Below are 18,914 nucleotides of genomic sequence, written 5' to 3' on the forward strand. Positions count from 1 at the left end.
GTGTCAATTTAACCTAGTTTTACAATTGGTTCTTTCTTTATAATTCTTGATTTCAATCCCTCTAACATTTGATTTATTCCATCATCTCTTTCTTCAGGTGAGATTTTTTTATGCAGGACAGAGTAAAGAGTTATATCTCTTAGCATGAAAAATAATGGCAGCTGTTCTTTCCATCCTTCTGGCAATAAGTGGTGCTCCTCATACCCCTTTATAAAATGAAATAGGAAATTGCTCGCAAACTGTTCTCGCACCATTATACTAGCACTATGGTATCCATATAAAACGGAATAATAAAGCGGGATTGCAATATCTGAAGCAAACCAATGATAACTACAATCATCAAAATCAAAAACATAAACCGAATTACCATCATAAAAAAAATTGCCTGAATGAATATCACTATGGATAAGCCCAAAGTTATCCTTGGTTTTTGAAAGAGATTTTATCCTTTTAATGATCCATTTAGTATTCTTAATAACCTCTTTCTCATTTGGCACATAGGTTTCAATATCTAGTAATTCCTCATCCTCCCAAGTAGGGCGAAGCTTTATCTCTTTGCTGGGCTGGTATTCCTTCGTGATAGAATGCATCTGGCCTATCGCTCTGCCCCACGCCTGAAATAACTGATTATTAAATTCTGATGTTTTAATTTTCACAGGGGTGCCAGGTACCTTGGAAAACAAACAGGCATAAAAATACGAACCATCACTAGCTGACAAGACTTCAACTAATTCATTTTTTAATGAGCTGAATGCCTCAGGGCAATTTACTTTTTGTTTATGTAAATAATTCATCCAATCTAACTCAGCAAGCAGTTCATCCTTGTTCCGATGTGAACTATGTGTGATTCTCAAAATCACAGGGGTGTCCCCACGATAAGCCTCGAAAACATAATTCTCAAAATCTCCTAGTTTTTTCACCTCAGGTTGCAAATGAAAGATTTCTAGAAAGTAATTAAGAATAGGTTCGTTAAATAAAATTTCAACTGATTTCTCCATTATAATCCCCTTTATCGTTCATAAATGTCCCTCTCCCTCATTATATTTAATTATTCCGAACTTAGAAACATTCCATTTCTCATTTTTAGAGAAGTTATGTAAGATAGGATTATTAAAAGATTGATAATTTCTTAACAGGGGTGTAGATAATGAGTCAACCAGCTACAGTGTCTGCAAATACAGCAAAATCCTCAGACACGACTATGTTTAATATTCTATTTATTATTGGGATATGCCATTTACTAAATGATGCCATACAAGCTGTTGTTCCTGCGATGTTTCCAATTCTTGAAAAATCAATGGGGTTATCCTTCACACAGCTTGGTATTATTGCCTTTTCCTTAAATATGGTTTCGTCAATCCTCCAGCCCGTTATTGGAGCAGTTACGGATAAAAAACCAATGCCCTTTGCTTTACCAATAGGACTTTCCTTAACTCTTTGCGGAGTTCTTGGATTAGCATTTGCACCTTCATTTGGTTTAATCGTTTTGTCAGTCATTTTCATTGGCTTTGGGTCTGCCGTATTTCATCCGGAAGGCTCTAGGGTAGCTTATATGGCTGCAGGCAGTAGAAGAGGGCTTGCACAATCGATATATCAAGTTGGCGGAAATACGGGGCAGGCATTAGCTCCGCTTATTACCGCGCTAATCCTTGTACCACTAGGACAGAAAGGAGCTTCATGGTTTTCGCTAGTGGCAGCATTGGCAGTATTGTTACTACTCTATATTGCTAATTGGTATAGACAGAGATTAGTTGAAAATCTTTCTTTCATAAAGAAGGAAAATCCAACCGCAGGTAAAAATATTGGTCTAACAAAAAAAGTTAAACAGTCTTTATTTTTAATTCTTTTACTTATATTTGCAAGATCATGGTATATATCAGGGATGACTAATTTTTACGCTTTCTTTGCCATTGAAAAATACTCCCTCACAATTAAGGAATCACAGCTTTTCCTCTTTGCCTTTTTAATTGCCGGAGCATTTGGTACGTTTTTTGGCGGTCCGCTGGCTGACCGGTTCGGGAAGAAAAAATTAATATCTGTTTCGTTGTTACTGACTATACCATTTTCCATACTTATTCCTTTTGTACCATCTTTTATTGCATTTATCTTTCTAACTCTCACCGGATTTATTTTAATGACCAATTTTTCAGTTACTGTCGTTTTTGCACAAGAGCTAGTACCAGGGAAAATCGGAACAATGTCTGGGTTAACAGTGGGACTCGCCTTTGGTATGGGGGCTATCGGTTCAGTAGGACTGGGATATATAGCAGATTTATTTAGTATGTCAGTCATGGTTTCTTCGATTGGATTTCTGCCATTGCTGGGATTATTGGCTTTCCTCCTTCCAAGTGATCAAATGGTCCGAGAATGGAATCAAGAGGAATAGAAAAGGATGGGCTCTAGTACCCATCCTTAATTTATCTCCTGTATTCTGCAGCTTAACTCTTCTTTTTCATCTTCTGAAAGCATCCGTTCTGCCATAGGGAAAAGGACATTTTCTTCTTTTGCAAAATGCTCGGTTAAGATAAAGTACGCATTCTTTACTAAGTCACTTAAGTTTTTCTTTTCTAGGTCTGTTTTACTGCTGCCGGCTTTCTCCAGGAATTCGTGAATTTTTGCCTTAGCCTGATCATGTTCATATTCCATAACTGCAATAGGTCCAGATGTTGTGCCTATATATACACCCATCATTGGAAATAGAACCCCTTCTTCTCGTTCTGAATGCGGATCAAGCGCTGCCTTAAATTCATGAACCTTGATAATCAATTCTTCAAATATATTTTCAATACCAGAATCTTCTTGGATTTGCTTAGTTAAATTAAATAATCCCTCTAATTGTGCTAATAACGGAGGATGCTCTGACTTCAATTGACGAAGCCCTTTACTAAGTTCTACCGGGGAAGTTCCTCCAAAACTACTCATACAGCCGCTCATCTACAAACACCTCTTTTTAAAAATCTTATCTTTAGTATAAGAGTTGGTTTCAATAATTGTTGTGACACCCATCACATGATGACAAAGAATTAAAGTACTAATAATGGCAATCACTAAAGTTTTCGAAAAATTTTAACATTTTTGATCAAAAAATCTTAAAAACTATCATATAATATAGTTAGAACCTAAAAGGGAGGGCTAAAATCTTGAAAACCCCTAATTATCATGACTTTTATCAAAAGGCATTAATTCCAATTGGTTTTAACGACCTGCTGGCACTTAAAGAATTGAGTTCTTATGAAAATGATTCACCTTTCACCCACTGGCTCATTGCAGTTGAAGGAGAACAGCTCTCGCAGCCAAGGATTTTCTATCATTGGAAAGTATGTATCTATCCTTCAAATTGTGACGGTGATTTGAATTGGAAAAAACCATTCTATTGTTCTCGAACTATGATATCGATGGACAGTGCTCACGAGCTTGCCTGTTCTCTAGTTTCTGCGAGTAAACAAGATCAACTTTCCATTTTAAACCTACAAGAGAAAATCAGTTAGACCACAAAAAATATCCCCCTTCTGCTTCACCTTCTTTTTAACCTCACTTGTGAAAAAAACCACATATAGTGTTAATAAATAATTAAAAAAGTGCTGCCGGCTTTCGCAAGCAACACTTCAACTTTATTATGCTAATCTAAATACGATTCCATGTCCGCCTTTTGGATATTCCCATTTAATATTTTGGTACGGGCAGCCGATCCGGCAGCTGCCGCATTCGTGGCACCCTTCATATCCAACCTGCATCCGTAATCCTTCCCATTTATATACCTCAGCCGGGCAGAAGATGGTGCAAATTTTATCAGGGCATTTTGTCATACAAATATCATTGTCCATAACAGTAAGATGGGATTTCGTATCAGCTTTAAAACGAAGAAGGTACTGTTTTTCTTCGATATTCTTAGTTGACATTATTTCACCGCCTTCCAAGCACGATAGATATCTTGTATTACTTTAATCGTTCCTCTTTCCGCTGTTACACTCTTCATGATTTCTTTTTGTTTATCACGTTTTGGAGTTCCATCCACCGTAAAGAATTTACTCATTGCTTTGTTCATCATCGGTACATATTCTTTAAAGTATTGTGGATTATTCTCAAAGGTATGTGTGGCATCCTTATATTTCTCTAAATCTTTGATTATGAAACTATCATAAAGCTTCTGACGATAGATATTTAAAGTGGACTCAGAAAAGTCCCCACGGTGATGCGCCTCAATAACAGATTCAGCAGCCAATAAACCAGAATGCATTGCCATGTTCGAACCTTCACGATGGATTGCGTTAACAAGCTGTGCAGCGTCTCCAACCACCACTACACCGTTTCCAGCTACTTTGGGCACCGAACGGTAGCCTCCCTCTGGAATGAGGTGAGCAAGGTACTCTGCTGATTCTCCACCAGCTAGCATTGGTTTAACCATTGGATGTGTTTTTAAATAGTCTAGAAGGTCATATGGCTTCATCTTTGATTTGATCATACTTGAAAGAGTGGTACCTACTCCAATGTTCAAACTATCCTTATTCGTATATAAAAAGGCCGTTCCTAGATTTCCTTTTGTTGAATCACCGAATATTTCAATGGTACACCCTTGATTATCCTCTAGATTAAAACGATCATTAATTTTTTCCTTTGGTAAGTTAATAACTTCCATTACAGTTAATGCAACTTCATCAGGACGGAATTCTTTATGGAACCCTAACTGCTTTGAGAGAAGGGAATTTACCCCATCTGCCAGTACAACAACATCAGCATAGACCTCTCCATTTGGACGGTCCGTACGGATACCAATAACCTTACCGTTTTCAACAATACATTCAGTTACAACTGTTTCATTGATTAACAGTGCCCCTGCTTCCACTGCTTTTTTTGCAAACCACTGATCAAATTGTGCGCGTAATACCGTAAAGTTATTATATGGCTCTACTCCCCATTCAAGTCCTTTATAACCAAATTGAACCACAGACTCCTTATCCATCATCCAAAAACGCTGCTCGATAACAGGCCTTTCTAGGGGCGCCTCTTTCCAAAACTCTGGAATTAACTCTTCCATTTGCTTTCGATACAACACACCGCCCATTACGTTTTTGCTTCCTGGATATTCTCCCCTTTCAATAAGCAACACGTTTAAGCCATTTTGTGCACAGACTAGAGCACAAGAAGTACCAGCAGGTCCTGCCCCAACAACAATGACATCAAATTTTTCTGGCATAGCTCATTTCACCGCCTTTTTCATTTCTCAGCTGTTTAAATTGCTGTATTAATTTAGGGACAATTTCCAATGCGTCGCCTACAATTCCGTATGTGGCAACATCAAATATCGGTGCATTTGGATCCTTATTAATAGCGATGATGAGGTCTGAATTTTTCATGCCTACTACATGCTGGATTGCTCCGGATAAAGCAATCGCAAAGTATATTTTTGGGGTTACGGTTTCACCAGTTTGACCAATTTGCAGTTCATGCGGTAACCATCCTGCTTCAACAACATCCCTTGTACCGCCGACCGTTGCTCCAATCGTATCAGCTAGTTCATAAAGAATTTGGAAGTTTTGGACATCCCCCATTCCTTTTCCCCCACAGACAATAACATGTGCGTCAGCTAAATTTGCCTTTTTTGTTACATCATTCACAATTTGCAGGACTTTTGTGCGCATTTCTTCTTCTCTCAGGGTAATACTTTCCTCAATAATTTTACCTGTTCTTCCTGTATCTGGCTCAAGGGCCTTCATTACTTTAGGTCTTACAGTCGCCATTTGCGGTCGATGCTTTTTACAGAGAATTGTAGCCATAATATTACCGCCAAATGCAGGACGGCTAGCTTCCAGCAAACGGTTATCCACATCAACATCAAGCATGGTGGTATCTGCAGTTAAACCAGTTACCAAATCAGTTGCCACTGCACTCGCTAAATCTTTTCCGTTTGGTGTGGCACCGTAAAGAATAATTTCTGGTTTGTATTTCGGAACAAGCTGCATAACACCCTTCATATAGGATTCAGTCCGATAATCTTTCAAGACCGGATGATCAACCAGGTATACTTCATCTGCACCATAGGCAATTACTTGGTTAGCCAATGATTTAATTCCGCTCCCAAGTAAAAAACCGGCTAACGGAACTTGTAACTTGTCGGCAAGCTTTCGACCTGCACCCAGCAGCTCTAGTGAAACTCCTTCAATTTTACCGCCATTTTGTTCAATAAATATCCAAACACCACGGTAATCATCAAAATTCATGTAAACCCCTCCCTGCACCAAAAGATTATTATTGTTTAGATGACTGTAATGTTAATACGTCTTTTTGCTCCAGCAAGATATCCATAAGTTGTTTAACTTGCTCATCCGGGGAACCTTCAATTCTCTTTCCGCCTTCAGGACGTGGAGGTGTAAACATTTTTCCAACAATTGTTGGTGAACCTTTTAGCCCAAGCTGTACACGGTCAACATTTTCAAGATCACTAACTGCCCAAATGATAGGTTCATATCTTGCAGCCTTAATCATATTTGGCATTGGAGAGTATTCAATCTGGTTTATTTCTTTTTCAACGGTAAGAAGACATGGCATTTCTGACTGAATTAGCTCATAGCCGCTAGATAATTTTCTTTTGATTAAGACGGTTTTTTCTTCTTGGTTGACTTCAGTAACTTCAATTACATTTGTTACAGGTGGTATATCTAACCTCCTAGCAATTCCAGGTCCAACCTGACCCGTGTCCCCATCAATAGCATGCTTTCCACAAATAATCATATCAATAGGAATTTCCTTGTTTATTTTTTCTAATGCTTTAAATAAGGCATAGCTGGTTGCAAGTGTATCTGCCCCGGCAAAGGCACGGTCCGTAATTAAATACCCCCGGTCAGCACCTATCTCAACACTCTTTTTAATTATTGCTGTCGCTTGCGGCGGTCCCATGGACAAAACTGAAATCGTACCGCCGGTCTTTTCACGAATGCTTACAGCTTCTTGCACAGCATGAGCATCATAAGGATTCAAAATGGCTGGTGCGCTTCTCCGGTCGAGTGTGTTTGTTTTGGGATTGATTTTAATGATTTTAGTATCTGGTACTTGTTTTACACATACGACAATGTGCATGTAGTACTTTCCCTCCCCATAATTGCTATGTTTGTTTGAAAGCGTTTGCCTTCCTTGGTTATAAAAAATGCCATATTACGATATATGTATCGCAACACAAGCATAGTACCAAACAATGATAGATTCTTTTTTCTAAATTGATAAATTTAGGGATTGAAGTAAAATCTAGGAGTATAAGATTAGCAGAACCTCATGGTGTGGAAATAGTAATAAGAATAGTACTAATTTAACTATAAGAAATATTCAGATATAGACAATGATAAAAATCACAGTTTCTGTCTAAATATGTAGTTTAATTCATATTGCAAAATTTTTAATGAATGAAAGGTTTGAGGCTTGCATGATGGAAGTGTTTGTAGGAAGCGTTCTTTCTGCTTTATCAACTGGAGCGGGTGCCCTTTTTATTCTGTTTATAAATCAATCTCTTACACACCGCTGGATGGATATGCTCTTGGCTTTTAGCGCAGGGATTATGATGGCTGCCTCAACAATTGGGCTTATTCCTGAAGCCTTGAAGCTTGGGGGTTTTATTTCACTATCTCTCGGTGTATTCTTTGGGGTATTATCATTAACAACTCTCGAAAAAAAAATTCCGCATATTGATCTTGAACATAATCGGTATGGAATCCAATTTGATGAAAAGGCTTTGTTAATTATTGCAGCGATTACACTGCATAATATTCCAGAAGGTTTGTCGGTCGGTGTCAGCTATGCTTCGCAAACAGAAGATACGGGGAATTTAATCGCTTTGGCAATTGGGTTTCAGAATGCACCAGAAGGCCTTCTTGTTGCACTGTTTTTAATTAATCAAAAAATAAGCAAACTCAAGGCCTTTTTACTGGCTACTCTAACGGGGGCAATTGAAATTGTCACATCTTTTATAGGATTTTATTTAACCTCGTTTGTCCAAGGGCTTGTCCCCTATGGTCTTTCTTTTGCGGCAGGAGCGATGCTGTTTATTATTTATAAAGAGTTAATTCCAGAAAGCCACGGAGATGGTAATGAACGAGTTTCTACTTATGCATTTATTACTGGTCTTTTAGTTATGGTTTTTTTAATAGATATTTTTTAAGTGCTAATCCTATACAAATACTTTCGGCCATATCATTACCATTTGATTAAATGCGAATTTCACTTCTTCATTTGGCCGCGGAAATTGCTGGGCTGCTCTCTGATATTCATTTATTAATACATCTAATTCTTGGCTGTATTTTATTGTTTCTTCACTTGTGAATCCTTTTTTATTTGCACAATTTATCATCATTGCTCGTTTGACTTTTATTGCGTTAAGCATCTCAGAAGGGTTATAACTATCCATGTACAATCTCTCCACCTACTCCTTACTCTTTTACACTAAACTGTTAAAAAATTGATTACTTGATGAATTATGACAAGATTTTAGTAAAAAGTAAATACTTTCGCAAAAGTAGACAAAACAAGCATTTTATTGCATTATTCGACAAATTTCACATGCTGTTCTTTGTTTTTACGACAATTTTCCATCTGATTTCGGTAATTTTTTAGTAAATACATTTACTAAAACACAAAAAAAAACTGGCTTTTTAGCAGCCAGTTAACATAAATTATTGATGAATTTCTTCATTTTCGTATATTGGCACCCAGCCCTCTGTAGTAACAAAAATACGAATAGCGACTACTTTTCGATCTTCTTCTAGTGTAAAATAATGTCTTGTGTTTTCTGGAACTGAAATTAAATCTCCTGGATTAAGATGAACTTCGAAAAACTCACCGTCTTTTCCTTGGATTACAAACACTCCATGACCACTTACGATAAAACGAACTTCATCATCCGTATGGTGGTGCTCATTTTTGAAGTTTGTTAGCAAGGTATCTAAATTTGGAGTATTATCAGACAATGAAATGATATCCTGCGCTTTATATCCTCTTCTAGCAGAAATATCTGAGATTTCAGTTGAAAAAACATTTAGGATTTCATTTTTTTCTTCATCACTTAAAAGATACTTTTCAACAAGCGTAGCTGGAAGTTTTGTAATATCCCAATTTTCATAAATTACATCTTGTGTTGCTAGGAAACTTGCTACCTCTTCTTGATTTTGAATTTTGTCTTCTCTATTTTGAAATGTAATATATGCCATTATCTGATCAACTCTCCCCTATTAATTTATACAACTTTAAATAACTGGTATGGCTTATGTTCTAGTAAGCGTAATTGGTATTTAAATAAAAACTCAGAAGCCTCAAGAATTTTTTTTGCCTCAAATGCATCTCTTCCCCATACAGTGATACCATGATTACGGATTAATACAGCACCCGAATCTTCTTTAATATGCTCAGAAAATGCATGTGCAAGCGTTGGGATATGAGCATAGTTTTTAATAATTGGAATCGTCAGCACTGCGTCCTCTTCCCATTTGTTGAAAGCCTTAATCAGCTCCTGCCCCTTAAACGTCACCTCACCCTGATTACCATAAACCTCTGATATTACATTATTATCTATGGTGTGAACATGGAGACTACAGCCTGCTTTGGTTTTACGATAAATTTCGACGTGAAGCAGCGTTTCTGCAGAAGGCTTTAAGTGAGTTTCTTCAACTGCATACCCAAATTCATCTACTAACAAAAAGTCCTCTTCTGTACGTTTGCGTTTATCCTTACCACTCGCGGTAACCAGAAATTGCAGAGGATTATCACTTACCTTAATAGCAAGGTTGCCGCTTGTTCCCATAAACCAATCGCGCTCAGCTAGTTCATCCTTTATATCTGCTAATTCCAGCCATTTTTCTTTTAACATGATGTCCTCTTCACCTCAATCTGATCTTTAATTTCTTCTATACAATCATAAAAGGTAGTAAACCCTTTATAATTTAAACCCCATTCAGAACATTTTTTCTCCAGTAGATCTCTTGCCAGCACGAAATTTGCTTGTTTAGCCGCTTCAAGATCGGTTACGGAATCACCGATTACAATCTTATAGATATCTCCATCTTTATTTAGCTTACGGATAATACTAGGCTTGCAGCACCCGCATTCATTTTCACATAAAGAATCACAGGTATACGGCCATAGGATTTTTATATTTTCCCCTGAAAAATCGCTGTGGTTACAATAAATCCCTTCAAACGGACCGTATTTTTCAAGAATTGGATAAACAAAGAAATCAATTCCACCGCTGACAATATACAAAGGGATATTCTCTTTTCTTGCAAACTCCACAAATTCAGAAAACCCTTCTCGTATCCTGGCGTTTTCGATGGCAAACTTTGTAATTTCTTCTTTTTTGCTGCTTGGTAATTCTGCAAATAATTTACCTACACCTTCACTAATGGAAATCTCTTGTGATAAAATTTGGTCTTTAATTTGCTCCCAATTAGGTGGTGCAAATTTTTTCATGATTGCTATGATGTTATCACTCTCGGTAATTGTCCCATCAAAATCACAGTAGATAACAGGCTTCATCTATACTGACACCTCTTGATTTCCCCATAACTGCAATGCACTCTTAAGCTCTGGGTAAAGATGGGCACCTTCGGCTAGTGTTTTCCCCTGAAGATTTACTTCAATTGCTTGGCGGAATGCAAGTCCGCCGCCGCGGGCACCATTTGGATGACCATGAACGCCGCCTCCAGCGTTAATAACAGATTCAATCCCAAAGTCCCGAATCAAGAGTGGCACTAAACCTGGATGTATGCCTGCTGAAGGGACAGGAAACGACCGCTTTATAGTGTCCGCTTTGATTAATTCTTCTGCAATAGAAATAGCAGAGGATTTCTCTAATGCCACTGTTCCATATGGTGATGGAAATAGCGACAAATCAGCACCAGCAAGTCTAAGCAGCTTACCTAGTAATAAAGAATGAGAGAGGCCATACTGGGAAGATGATGTTAACGCCCCGCTTACAGCAGGATGAGCCATTAATGGCAATGCAATTTGATCATCCTCGCGTAACTCCTGCAGAACGTCCAATCCATAGGCAAAAACATTAAAAAGTAACAAGTCTGCACCAAGCTCTTTTGCTTTCCGTGCTTTGTCCTTCAATTGTGATGTTCTTCCTGTTAGATTTACCGCATACAAAGTGCGATGTCCGGTTTGTTCAAATACTTCCTGTAACACTTTTTTGCCTTCTGAAATTCTTTTTTCAAACGGAGTCAGCTCATTTTCAAAAAGAATTTCGTCATCCTTTACGAAATCAACACCACCAAGAGCCTGCTGCCTTAATTGCTCTGTTAGGAAACGAATATCCTTCCCAAGAACTCCTTTAAAGATGCTCATTAATAGGGGGCGGTTAAAAACCCCAAGTTTTTCTCGTAACCCTTCAATCCCAAATCTGGGTCCAGGAAATTTACTTTTTAATTCATTGTCAAACTGTAAATCTATTAATTTTATTTTTCCGTCTAATGAAAGTTTTCCAAAAACGGTAGTCAGAATAGCAGGAATATCATTAGAGAAATTAATCGTTGGATATGCTATACGGATTATCGACTGTTCCTCATTTATTCCCTCAGTCGATACTACTTTGCCCTTGTGCTTGCGTAATTGACTCTGTTCTAGTTCAGGTAAGTTCGTCCATGAACCGACAGTCAAACCTAAAGCAATTTCCTCAGCTTTTTTTTCTAGATTTTTTTCACCATGAACTAGGTAGGTAGCTATTAATTCAGTCAATTTTACTCTTCCTTTCTCAAAAAAACATAAAAAACCTCTTCCAAAAAAGAAGAGGTTAGCATCGCAAACTAACATCTTCTCATCTTTCAGCTTGTGCTGCAAGATTTAGCACCGTGCCTAACATAAATGTTAAGTCGGTTGCCGGGCTTCATAGGGCTTTTCCCTCCGCCTGCTCTCGATAAGAAAACGATCGTATTATTTATTGTTATCACGTTGATAAACTATATTTTGCATTATCCCAAGAATCACATTTTTTGTCAATCTATTTTTTGAATATTTCTAACTCACTAATTCTTCTAACCGCTTCACCTAAACGCTCCTCACTTGTGAGCAAACCAACCCGGACATAACCTTCGCCTAATTCACCAAATGCAATCCCAGGTGCCACAGCAATATGTGCTTGTTCCAGTAAGAGATCGGCAAATTCAGTTGATGTAAGTCCGTCAGGAACCTTTAACCAAGCAAAAAATGACCCCTTCGGCGCTGTCACATTCCAGCCGAGAGAACGAAGTCCGTCTATTAAGACATTTCTTCTGCGCTCATAGAGATGATTCAGTTCTCGAACACACTCCTGCGAACCGGTTAACGCTTCTCTTGCAGCTTCCTGAATGCCGCCAAATATGCTGCAATATAGGTGGTCTTGTAAAAGCTCAATGGCTGAAATAACACTGCTATTGCCTACAGCGAATCCGACACGCCACCCCGCCATATTGTAGGTTTTCGAAAGAGTATATATTTCAATCCCAACTTCTTTTGCTCCATCAATTTGTAAAAAGCTCAATGGCTTTACTCCATCAAACCCTATTGCCCCATATGCAAAATCGTGTACCACACAAATATCATTAAGGCTTGCAAGTTTGACCGTTTCCTCAAAAAATTCCTTCGTGGCTGCAGCTCCTGTTGGATTGTTCGGGTAATTAAGGAACATTAATTTAGCTCTTTCAATCGCCTCTGAAGATAAATCATTATAGTCAGGCAGGAAATTATTAGCTTCCCGTAACGGCATCATTACCATTTCTGCTTTTGCTAAAGCTACCCCAGATAAGTAATCTGGATAACCAGGATCAGGAACAAGCATTGTGTCACCTGGATCTAATAAGCATTGCGGAATTTCTACTAAACCAGCTTTACCTCCAAACAAAATGGCTACTTCCTTGTCAGCATCAATCGTAACGTCATATTCTCTTTTGTAAAAATCGGCGGCTGCCTGCTTTAAATAACGGTGTCCCTGAAAAGGGGAATACCTGTGATTTGCAGGATTAGCAGACGCTTCCTGCATTTTTTTCACGATATGATTTGGGGTAGCCTGATCGGGATTACCTTGTCCTAAATTGATTACATCATAGCCTGCTTCAATGTATTTTCCTACCTTTTTAACTAAAGAAGCAAAAAACTGTTTCGGAAGATTGTTTAAAATTTGAGATGTTGGAAATTGTTTCATCATATCACCTGCTTTAATTAGTACATTTTATTGTTGAATTCTAGTCACAAATGATATAACTTTTAAGACAGCTTGTAAAGAAAAAATTCCGAAATTTCAAATGAGGTGAAGTTAAGTGAAATTTAAAATAACATGTTTGCAAATGGACATTGCCTTTGGAGACCCAAATAAAAACTACCAACACGCAGAAAAACTTATCGAAACAGCAATGAAGGAAAATCCAGATATTATTGTTTTACCGGAGTTATGGACAACAGGGTATGATTTGACACGACTTGATACAATTGCAGACAGAAATGGTGAAGAAACCATTGATTTTTTACAGAAAGCAGCGAGGAAATATCAAGTTCACTTTGTTGGAGGTTCAGTGGCAAATCGAAGTGATCTAGGAGTTCAAAATACCCTCCTTATTATTGATAATGAAGGTAGGCTTGTACATTCATATAGTAAATTACATCTTTTTAAATTGATGAATGAACATCTTTATCTAGAATCAGGTAAGGAGAAAGGGTTATTTGAATTGGATAGCCGTACTTTTGGCGGAGTAATTTGCTATGATATTCGTTTTCCTGAATGGATACGTGCACATACCGCAAACGGAGCGGAAGCTTTATTCGTTGTTGCAGAATGGCCTGCTCCACGTTTATCGCACTGGAGATCACTGCTTATAGCAAGAGCAATTGAAAATCAGTGTTTTGTCATTGCTTGCAACCGATCCGGTTCCGATCCAAATAATGAATTTGCCGGACACTCGATAATTATTGATCCTTGGGGAGATGTTATTGCTGAAGCAGGAGCAAGTGAGGAGATATTGTCTGCAGTAATTGAGTTAGACCTCGTAAAAGATATTCGAAGGCAAATCCCTATTTTTGAAGATAGAAGGCCAGATCTATACTAACAAAAAAACCACTTCCTTTATTGGTAGTGGTTTCCTATACTTTAGCTAAATGATTCAATGGTATCCTAATCTTAAATAAGGTTCCTATCCCTTCTTTACTCTCTACTTCAATACTTCCATTATGTTCTTCGATAATTCGATAACTTACCATCAATCCAAGCCCCGTACCTTTTTCTTTGGTCGTGTAAAACGGCTCCCCAAGCTTTTTTATTTTATCAGAGGGTATTCCCTTTCCTTGGTCACAAATCGATATCTGTATAAATTGGTCATTGATGGTACTTATCGAAATCTTAATTACTCCGCCGTTTGGCATGACCTCAATTGCATTTTTAATAAGATTTATAAAAACCTTTTTTAATTGGTTTGGTTCACAATTAACGTACTCTAATTTATCTTCATAATGAGTATGAAATTGAACATTATATAGTACCGCTTGTGCACTTAATAAATCCACTGTTTCCCTCATTATTTGACAAATATCCTTCTCTTCATACTTGGTTTCTTGAGGCTTTGCCAAAATTAGGAATTCATTAATAATAGAGTCAATTCTCGCTAACTCTGAGGTAATGACATCATAATACATAGAGTGCTCGGCTTTAATACTAGGCTCTAGTAATTGAATAAACCCTTTCAAAGCAGTCATTGGATTTCTAATTTCATGGGCAATTCCCGCAGCAAGCTCACCAATAAGGTTTAGTCGGTCAGATTTCCTCAACTGCTCTTGCATTTGGGCCTTTTCAGTTACATCTGTAATAACAGTGAGATTCAATCCATCGATAATTCCGCGCTTTGTAGAGTAATCAAAATGTCTTACTACCCCGTCAGTCCCTTCAATCACCATGGATGAACATTGTTTACCATTATTTGTTACCTGCTTAAAATGATTAATTATTTCCTCACTTAAGTGACAAAATAAATCTAGTACAGAGCGTCCTGCCATTTTATCTTTTGAAAGTCCAAATATCCTCATGGCAGAACAATTGGTATCGACAATTTTATACATGTCATCCCATAAAATAAGTCCGTCCATGGAATCTTCAAAGATCCTTCGGAATTTTTGTTCGCTTTTAAGCAATTCCTTTTCCATTAAAACACCAGCCTCATGAAACCAAAATAAGGTAATTATATTTATCCTATATTCTACATTATAATAGAAAATCCTTTTTACTTGACAGAAAAATAATGACATTGTTAGGTATTCTGATTGGGAAAATCCAAAAAAGGTAAAGCGAAATAATGATCCGCTTTACCTTTTTATCAATTAAAGGAATGGATTTTCGTGCTTTGCTTTTAGACGCTGCCATCTTTTATCTACTTCTGCCTCAAATTCTTCTAAGATAGAGTTGTTTTCTTCTTTTAGCAGATGTTTTGTTTTACCCATATATTTTAGCCATTCAGAAATAGCTACTCGTTTATTTTTATCTTCCGGGTTGTAAGTAATGCTTGTAACCCCCTGTTCGACCTCATACAGCGGGAAGAAGCAAGAATTTACGGCCTGTTCTAATATCGTTGCCCCATAGCGGTCTTCCGATTTCCAATTAAGCGGACAGGTAATAAGAATTTTCCCATAAACTGTTCCTACATTCTGTGCATACCATTGTGCTTTCGCACCCTTTTTTATTAAGTCTTGCGGGAACGCTTCAGCGCCTGTAAATACGTAAGGAATATTGGTTGCCGCCATAATTTGCGCGGTATCTTTATGATGGAATCCTTTTCCCTTTTGTGCCTTACCAACACCAGACGTACTTGTCATATGACCAATTGGTGTAGAATAAGACATTTGAGAGCCTGTATTCATATAACCCTCATTATCATATTCAAGCATAATTAGCTTATGCCCACGTAGTGCTGTACCTATAGCAGAACCCATACCGATGTCCATACCGCCATCACCGGTAATCATAACAAACGTCGCATCATCAGAAACCTCAATTTCACCGCGGCGTTTTAATTCAAGGAATGCTTCTAATGTTCCCGATAACGTAGCAGCACCATTTTGGAATAGATTATGAATCATCGTTTGTTTATGGGAACTGTGCGGATAAGAGGTCGTCGTTACATATGCACAGCCTGTTTGGAATAATGTAACGATATCCCCTTCTATTCCTTTAAAGAATAGTTCCAGCCCAGCAAAAATACCACAGCCTGGACATGCTCCGTGCCCTGAGGCAATTCGCTTCGGTTTAGTTGTCAGTGCACGAAGCGGAGGTATTTTCACTTTAAGTTTATTGGTTTCTTCATCCATTTTTACTTCTATTAAACCAGAATTATACACATCACCGTGCTGCGGTGTGATTACAGGCTTAAGGATTTTCTCCGGATTGCCCGGTACATGACCGTAATAATCAAATGGCTTTTCAGCGAATCCTTTTTCCATCGCTTCAATGGTCATATCGAAGAAATTTTCAGCATCACTTGCGTAGAAATCTTTACCTCCTAGACCAAAAACACGGCTAAGAACAATCGTTTGATTATTTCTGTCTTCTTGGAGTGCTGATTTTACTTCATGAGTTAAGTTAGGACCATTAGCACCATATGAATCTGCTCGCTCACCTACTAATAATGCTTTTACATTTTTAAGCGCTTGACGGATTTCTTTAGCCGGAAATGGACGAATGATATTTGGGCTGATTACACCAGCTTTAATACCTTTTGCACGTAATTGGTCCACAACATCTTTTGCTGATTCAGCAGCAGAGTTTAATAAGAATAATGCAACTTCTGCATCTTCCATTTTATATAAATCTAATACCGGATATTCACGGCCGGAAATACGGGCATATTCAGCCGCGACCTCTCTAAAAACCTCACCAGCCGCATATATAGCTTCAGATTGTTGGAAATGGTTATTGATTAGATCATCACCATTCATATGTGCACCAATCGTGACAGGTTTTTTTGGATCTCTAGCAAAATGATAATCTGTTGGACACTCACCCACAAATTGTTGGACCACTTTTCTATCTTTAAAGTATTCTACCCGGCGTTTTTGATGTGATGTAAAAAATCCATCATAGGCTACGATTACTGGCAGACGCACCTTTGAGTGTTCTGCAATTTTAAGTGCCATAATATTCATATCATAAACGGCCTGTGGTGTTCTGGCGGTTAAGATGACCCAGCCAGTATTTAAAGCAAAGTAGAGGTCAGAATGATCGCCTCTTATATCTAGTGGTCCACTGACTGCACGCGTTACAAGATTCATTACCATTGGAAAACGGGTCCCGGCCTGTACAGGAAGCTGTTCGATCATATAAAGAAGCCCATTTGCACTAGTAGCATTAAAGACCCTGGCACCTGTAGCTGCAGCACCATAGCAGATACCTGCTGAACCATGCTCACCATCCGCAGGGATTAACTTAATATCATGTTCGCCGCGGGCTTTCATTTGGTCTAAAAATTGAGCTACTTCCGTTGATGGTGTAATTGGGAAATACCCCATAATATGATAATTGATTTGTGCTGCAGCCATTGCAGCCATTTCATTTCCTGATTCAAAAGTTGAAAGCTGTTCAGCAACTGCTGGTTTCGTTAGTTGTTCTTCTACCATTGCCATTATGAAATCCCCCCTGCTAGATAAGGAAAGTTCTGTTTCACGCGGTTAGCTTCTGCATATCCAATCATTTCACGAAGATCTCCAAGTGCATCAGTTGGACAAGCTTCTACGCATTTTAGACAGCCCTTACAATATTGATAATCAATCCCTTTAAGGAACATTTGCTTTCTGCCCTTTTTATCTTCACCGGCTTCCCAAACGAAGCAATAGTCTGGACAGACATTATCACAAGCAGCACAATAGATGCATTTATCCTTTTTAAATTCTGGAAGGAATCCTTGCCGTGACCCGCTTAAATCTTTTAAAATACTATTTGCTTGTGCTGTCATAACTCCGCCAATTTCCTGTGTCAAATATCCCAGTTGCGGAAGTGGTCGTGTAAAACTTTTTCCTTCTGCACCCACAGGGACTTCATACGTTTTAAATTGTACTTCATGATAACCACGATCGAACGTACGTATATTAGGTTCAACGAGATGAGGGTACTTCTTTTCAAATGTTTTTCGGATGACATTCCGCATTGATTCTGGGTCTAGGAAATCACAAATACGATACAACGCACCGAGCATTGCGGTGTTAACTTTCGTTTTTTCCTCAACAGCAATGGTTAATGCGTCCACTATCGCAAGTGTTCCATATTCTAATTTTAAATCCCTTCTCACTTCATCGAACTCTCTTGAGGTATTTACAAGGGCGATGCCATCAGCATTCAAACCGCTGACTACATCCACCGTTTTATAAAGTGCTTCATGAAAAACTGCCACAATATGCGGCTGCTCAATGGGGCTGTGATCTCTTATTTCAACTCCTGGGTCACAATAACGGATAAAACTTTTAACCGGTGATCCTTTCTTTTCAGAGCCATAGGATGAAAAATTAGATCCATTCAGACCAAGTCCTAGCACTCCTGCTTCTGCCAGCATTTTTCCGGCCAAGTTTGCTCCAAGACCACCAATAGATTCAAGGCGGATTTCAAAGAAACCAAGATTATTTTTCTTCGGTAATATAGACATAGTGTCCCTCCCCTTCTTGTTCAAAAAGACTGAAAATACATATAATATAAATTCCCCTCATTCATTGTAGGACATTTATTTTTTTCACGCTGTGACAAAAATCAAACATCTTCAAAAAAATTCTATAACACTTTTCAACAACTTTAAAAAAACGTTAATTTATATGGATTTTGGTGGAAAAATAACTCTATAACAGAAGTTATACTGTAGTATAACAGTAATATCATACTTCTTGAGTTATCCTTTTTTTCAAAAATGGGGTATAATATACTATTGTTTTTATTTTGTTGA

At 38.0% G+C, this 18,914-nt stretch carries 19 protein-coding genes and 1 riboswitch; of the genes, 4 read left to right on the top strand and 15 right to left on the bottom strand.

The features are described 5' to 3' along the window. Positions 1–8: 8 nt before the first annotated feature. Positions 9–998 carry a phosphotransferase enzyme family protein gene (locus ACN6MT_RS25860; RefSeq protein WP_419888622.1) on the bottom strand — a complete coding sequence of 330 codons (990 nt, stop codon included), beginning with the start codon at positions 996–998 and terminating at the stop codon, positions 9–11. 149 nt (positions 999–1,147) lie between these two features. On the opposite strand from ACN6MT_RS25860, the gene ACN6MT_RS25865 reads away from it, so the two are divergent. Next, positions 1,148–2,386 (top strand): MFS transporter, encoded by a 1,239-nt coding sequence (locus ACN6MT_RS25865; RefSeq protein ID WP_419888623.1) that lies wholly within the window; start codon positions 1,148–1,150, stop codon positions 2,384–2,386. A 26-nt stretch (positions 2,387–2,412) separates the two neighbouring features. Here the strand turns inward: ACN6MT_RS25865 and ACN6MT_RS25870 are convergent, their stop codons facing one another. Beyond that, a complete protein-coding gene (locus ACN6MT_RS25870) occupies positions 2,413–2,934 on the bottom strand; it encodes a hemerythrin domain-containing protein (RefSeq protein WP_326160998.1) in 522 nt (173 codons plus the stop codon). 206 nt (positions 2,935–3,140) lie between these two features. Between ACN6MT_RS25870 and ACN6MT_RS25875 the strand changes: the two genes are divergently transcribed. Next, complete coding sequence (locus ACN6MT_RS25875) at positions 3,141–3,488, top strand: hypothetical protein (RefSeq protein WP_063251521.1); 348 nt, start codon at positions 3,141–3,143, stop codon at positions 3,486–3,488. A gap of 126 nt (positions 3,489–3,614) precedes the next feature. Here the strand turns inward: ACN6MT_RS25875 and ACN6MT_RS25880 are convergent, their stop codons facing one another. The 4 genes from ACN6MT_RS25880 to ACN6MT_RS25895 are packed head-to-tail and all read right to left on the bottom strand — an operon-like array spanning position 3,615 to position 7,074. After that, positions 3,615–3,899: a ferredoxin family protein gene (locus tag ACN6MT_RS25880; RefSeq protein ID WP_063251520.1), complete on the bottom strand. Its 285-nt coding sequence runs from the start codon at positions 3,897–3,899 to the stop codon at positions 3,615–3,617. Then, entirely contained in the window at positions 3,899–5,194 is a 1,296-nt protein-coding gene (locus ACN6MT_RS25885; protein WP_419888624.1) for an FAD-dependent oxidoreductase, read from the bottom strand. Before ACN6MT_RS25885 ends, ACN6MT_RS25880 begins: the two co-directional genes overlap by 1 nt. Further along, a complete protein-coding gene (locus ACN6MT_RS25890; RefSeq protein ID WP_419888625.1) occupies positions 5,178–6,218 on the bottom strand; it encodes an electron transfer flavoprotein subunit alpha/FixB family protein in 1,041 nt (346 codons plus the stop codon). Before ACN6MT_RS25890 ends, ACN6MT_RS25885 begins: the two co-directional genes overlap by 17 nt. Before the next feature lie 28 nt (positions 6,219–6,246). Then, positions 6,247–7,074, bottom strand: a complete 828-nt coding sequence (locus tag ACN6MT_RS25895) for an electron transfer flavoprotein subunit beta/FixA family protein (RefSeq protein ID WP_419888626.1) — start codon at positions 7,072–7,074, stop codon at positions 6,247–6,249. A gap of 340 nt (positions 7,075–7,414) precedes the next feature. Here ACN6MT_RS25895 and ACN6MT_RS25900 point away from each other — a divergent pair, with 340 nt between their 5' ends. After that, complete coding sequence (locus tag ACN6MT_RS25900) at positions 7,415–8,146, top strand: ZIP family metal transporter (RefSeq protein ID WP_063251516.1); 732 nt, start codon at positions 7,415–7,417, stop codon at positions 8,144–8,146. Between the two features lie 9 nt (positions 8,147–8,155). Here ACN6MT_RS25900 and ACN6MT_RS25905 read toward each other — a convergent pair whose 3' ends face one another. From ACN6MT_RS25905 to ACN6MT_RS25930, 6 genes are all read right to left on the bottom strand, one after another. Then, positions 8,156–8,392: an aspartyl-phosphate phosphatase Spo0E family protein gene (locus ACN6MT_RS25905; protein WP_235847044.1), complete on the bottom strand. Its 237-nt coding sequence runs from the start codon at positions 8,390–8,392 to the stop codon at positions 8,156–8,158. Between the two features lie 265 nt (positions 8,393–8,657). Beyond that, the gene (locus ACN6MT_RS25910; protein ID WP_419888627.1) at positions 8,658–9,191 is read right to left on the bottom strand and encodes a 1,2-dihydroxy-3-keto-5-methylthiopentene dioxygenase; all 534 of its coding nucleotides are present in this window, start codon (positions 9,189–9,191) and stop codon (positions 8,658–8,660) included. 26 nt (positions 9,192–9,217) lie between these two features. Further along, on the bottom strand, positions 9,218–9,847 hold the full coding sequence (locus tag ACN6MT_RS25915; RefSeq protein ID WP_063251513.1) for a methylthioribulose 1-phosphate dehydratase: 630 nt from the start codon (positions 9,845–9,847) through the stop codon (positions 9,218–9,220). Next, positions 9,841–10,512 (bottom strand): 2-hydroxy-3-keto-5-methylthiopentenyl-1-phosphate phosphatase, encoded by a 672-nt coding sequence (locus ACN6MT_RS25920; protein ID WP_419888628.1) that lies wholly within the window; start codon positions 10,510–10,512, stop codon positions 9,841–9,843. Before ACN6MT_RS25920 ends, ACN6MT_RS25915 begins: the two co-directional genes overlap by 7 nt. Then, positions 10,513–11,715 carry a 2,3-diketo-5-methylthiopentyl-1-phosphate enolase gene (gene mtnW / locus ACN6MT_RS25925; protein ID WP_419888629.1) on the bottom strand — a complete coding sequence of 401 codons (1,203 nt, stop codon included), beginning with the start codon at positions 11,713–11,715 and terminating at the stop codon, positions 10,513–10,515. Positions 11,716–11,791: 76 nt separating this feature from the next. Beyond that, positions 11,792–11,900, bottom strand: a riboswitch (SAM riboswitch). A 77-nt stretch (positions 11,901–11,977) separates the two neighbouring features. Continuing rightward, complete coding sequence (locus ACN6MT_RS25930; protein WP_419956534.1) at positions 11,978–13,156, bottom strand: pyridoxal phosphate-dependent aminotransferase; 1,179 nt, start codon at positions 13,154–13,156, stop codon at positions 11,978–11,980. A gap of 115 nt (positions 13,157–13,271) precedes the next feature. On the opposite strand from ACN6MT_RS25930, the gene ACN6MT_RS25935 reads away from it, so the two are divergent. Continuing rightward, positions 13,272–14,054 carry a carbon-nitrogen family hydrolase gene (locus tag ACN6MT_RS25935; protein WP_419888630.1) on the top strand — a complete coding sequence of 261 codons (783 nt, stop codon included), beginning with the start codon at positions 13,272–13,274 and terminating at the stop codon, positions 14,052–14,054. A 34-nt stretch (positions 14,055–14,088) separates the two neighbouring features. Here the strand turns inward: ACN6MT_RS25935 and ACN6MT_RS25940 are convergent, their stop codons facing one another. From ACN6MT_RS25940 to ACN6MT_RS25950, 3 genes are all read right to left on the bottom strand, one after another. Further along, entirely contained in the window at positions 14,089–15,141 is a 1,053-nt protein-coding gene (locus ACN6MT_RS25940) for an ATP-binding protein (protein ID WP_419888631.1), read from the bottom strand. A 174-nt stretch (positions 15,142–15,315) separates the two neighbouring features. Further along, the gene (locus ACN6MT_RS25945; protein ID WP_419888632.1) at positions 15,316–17,610 is read right to left on the bottom strand and encodes a thiamine pyrophosphate-dependent enzyme; all 2,295 of its coding nucleotides are present in this window, start codon (positions 17,608–17,610) and stop codon (positions 15,316–15,318) included. Beyond that, on the bottom strand, positions 17,610–18,623 hold the full coding sequence (locus tag ACN6MT_RS25950; RefSeq protein ID WP_419888633.1) for a 2-oxoacid:acceptor oxidoreductase family protein: 1,014 nt from the start codon (positions 18,621–18,623) through the stop codon (positions 17,610–17,612). Before ACN6MT_RS25950 ends, ACN6MT_RS25945 begins: the two co-directional genes overlap by 1 nt. Between the last annotated feature and the right edge of the window lie 291 nt (positions 18,624–18,914).

The organism is Neobacillus niacini (genome assembly GCF_048572935.1).
Lineage (GTDB): Bacteria > Bacillota > Bacilli > Bacillales > Cytobacillaceae > Neobacillus > Neobacillus niacini.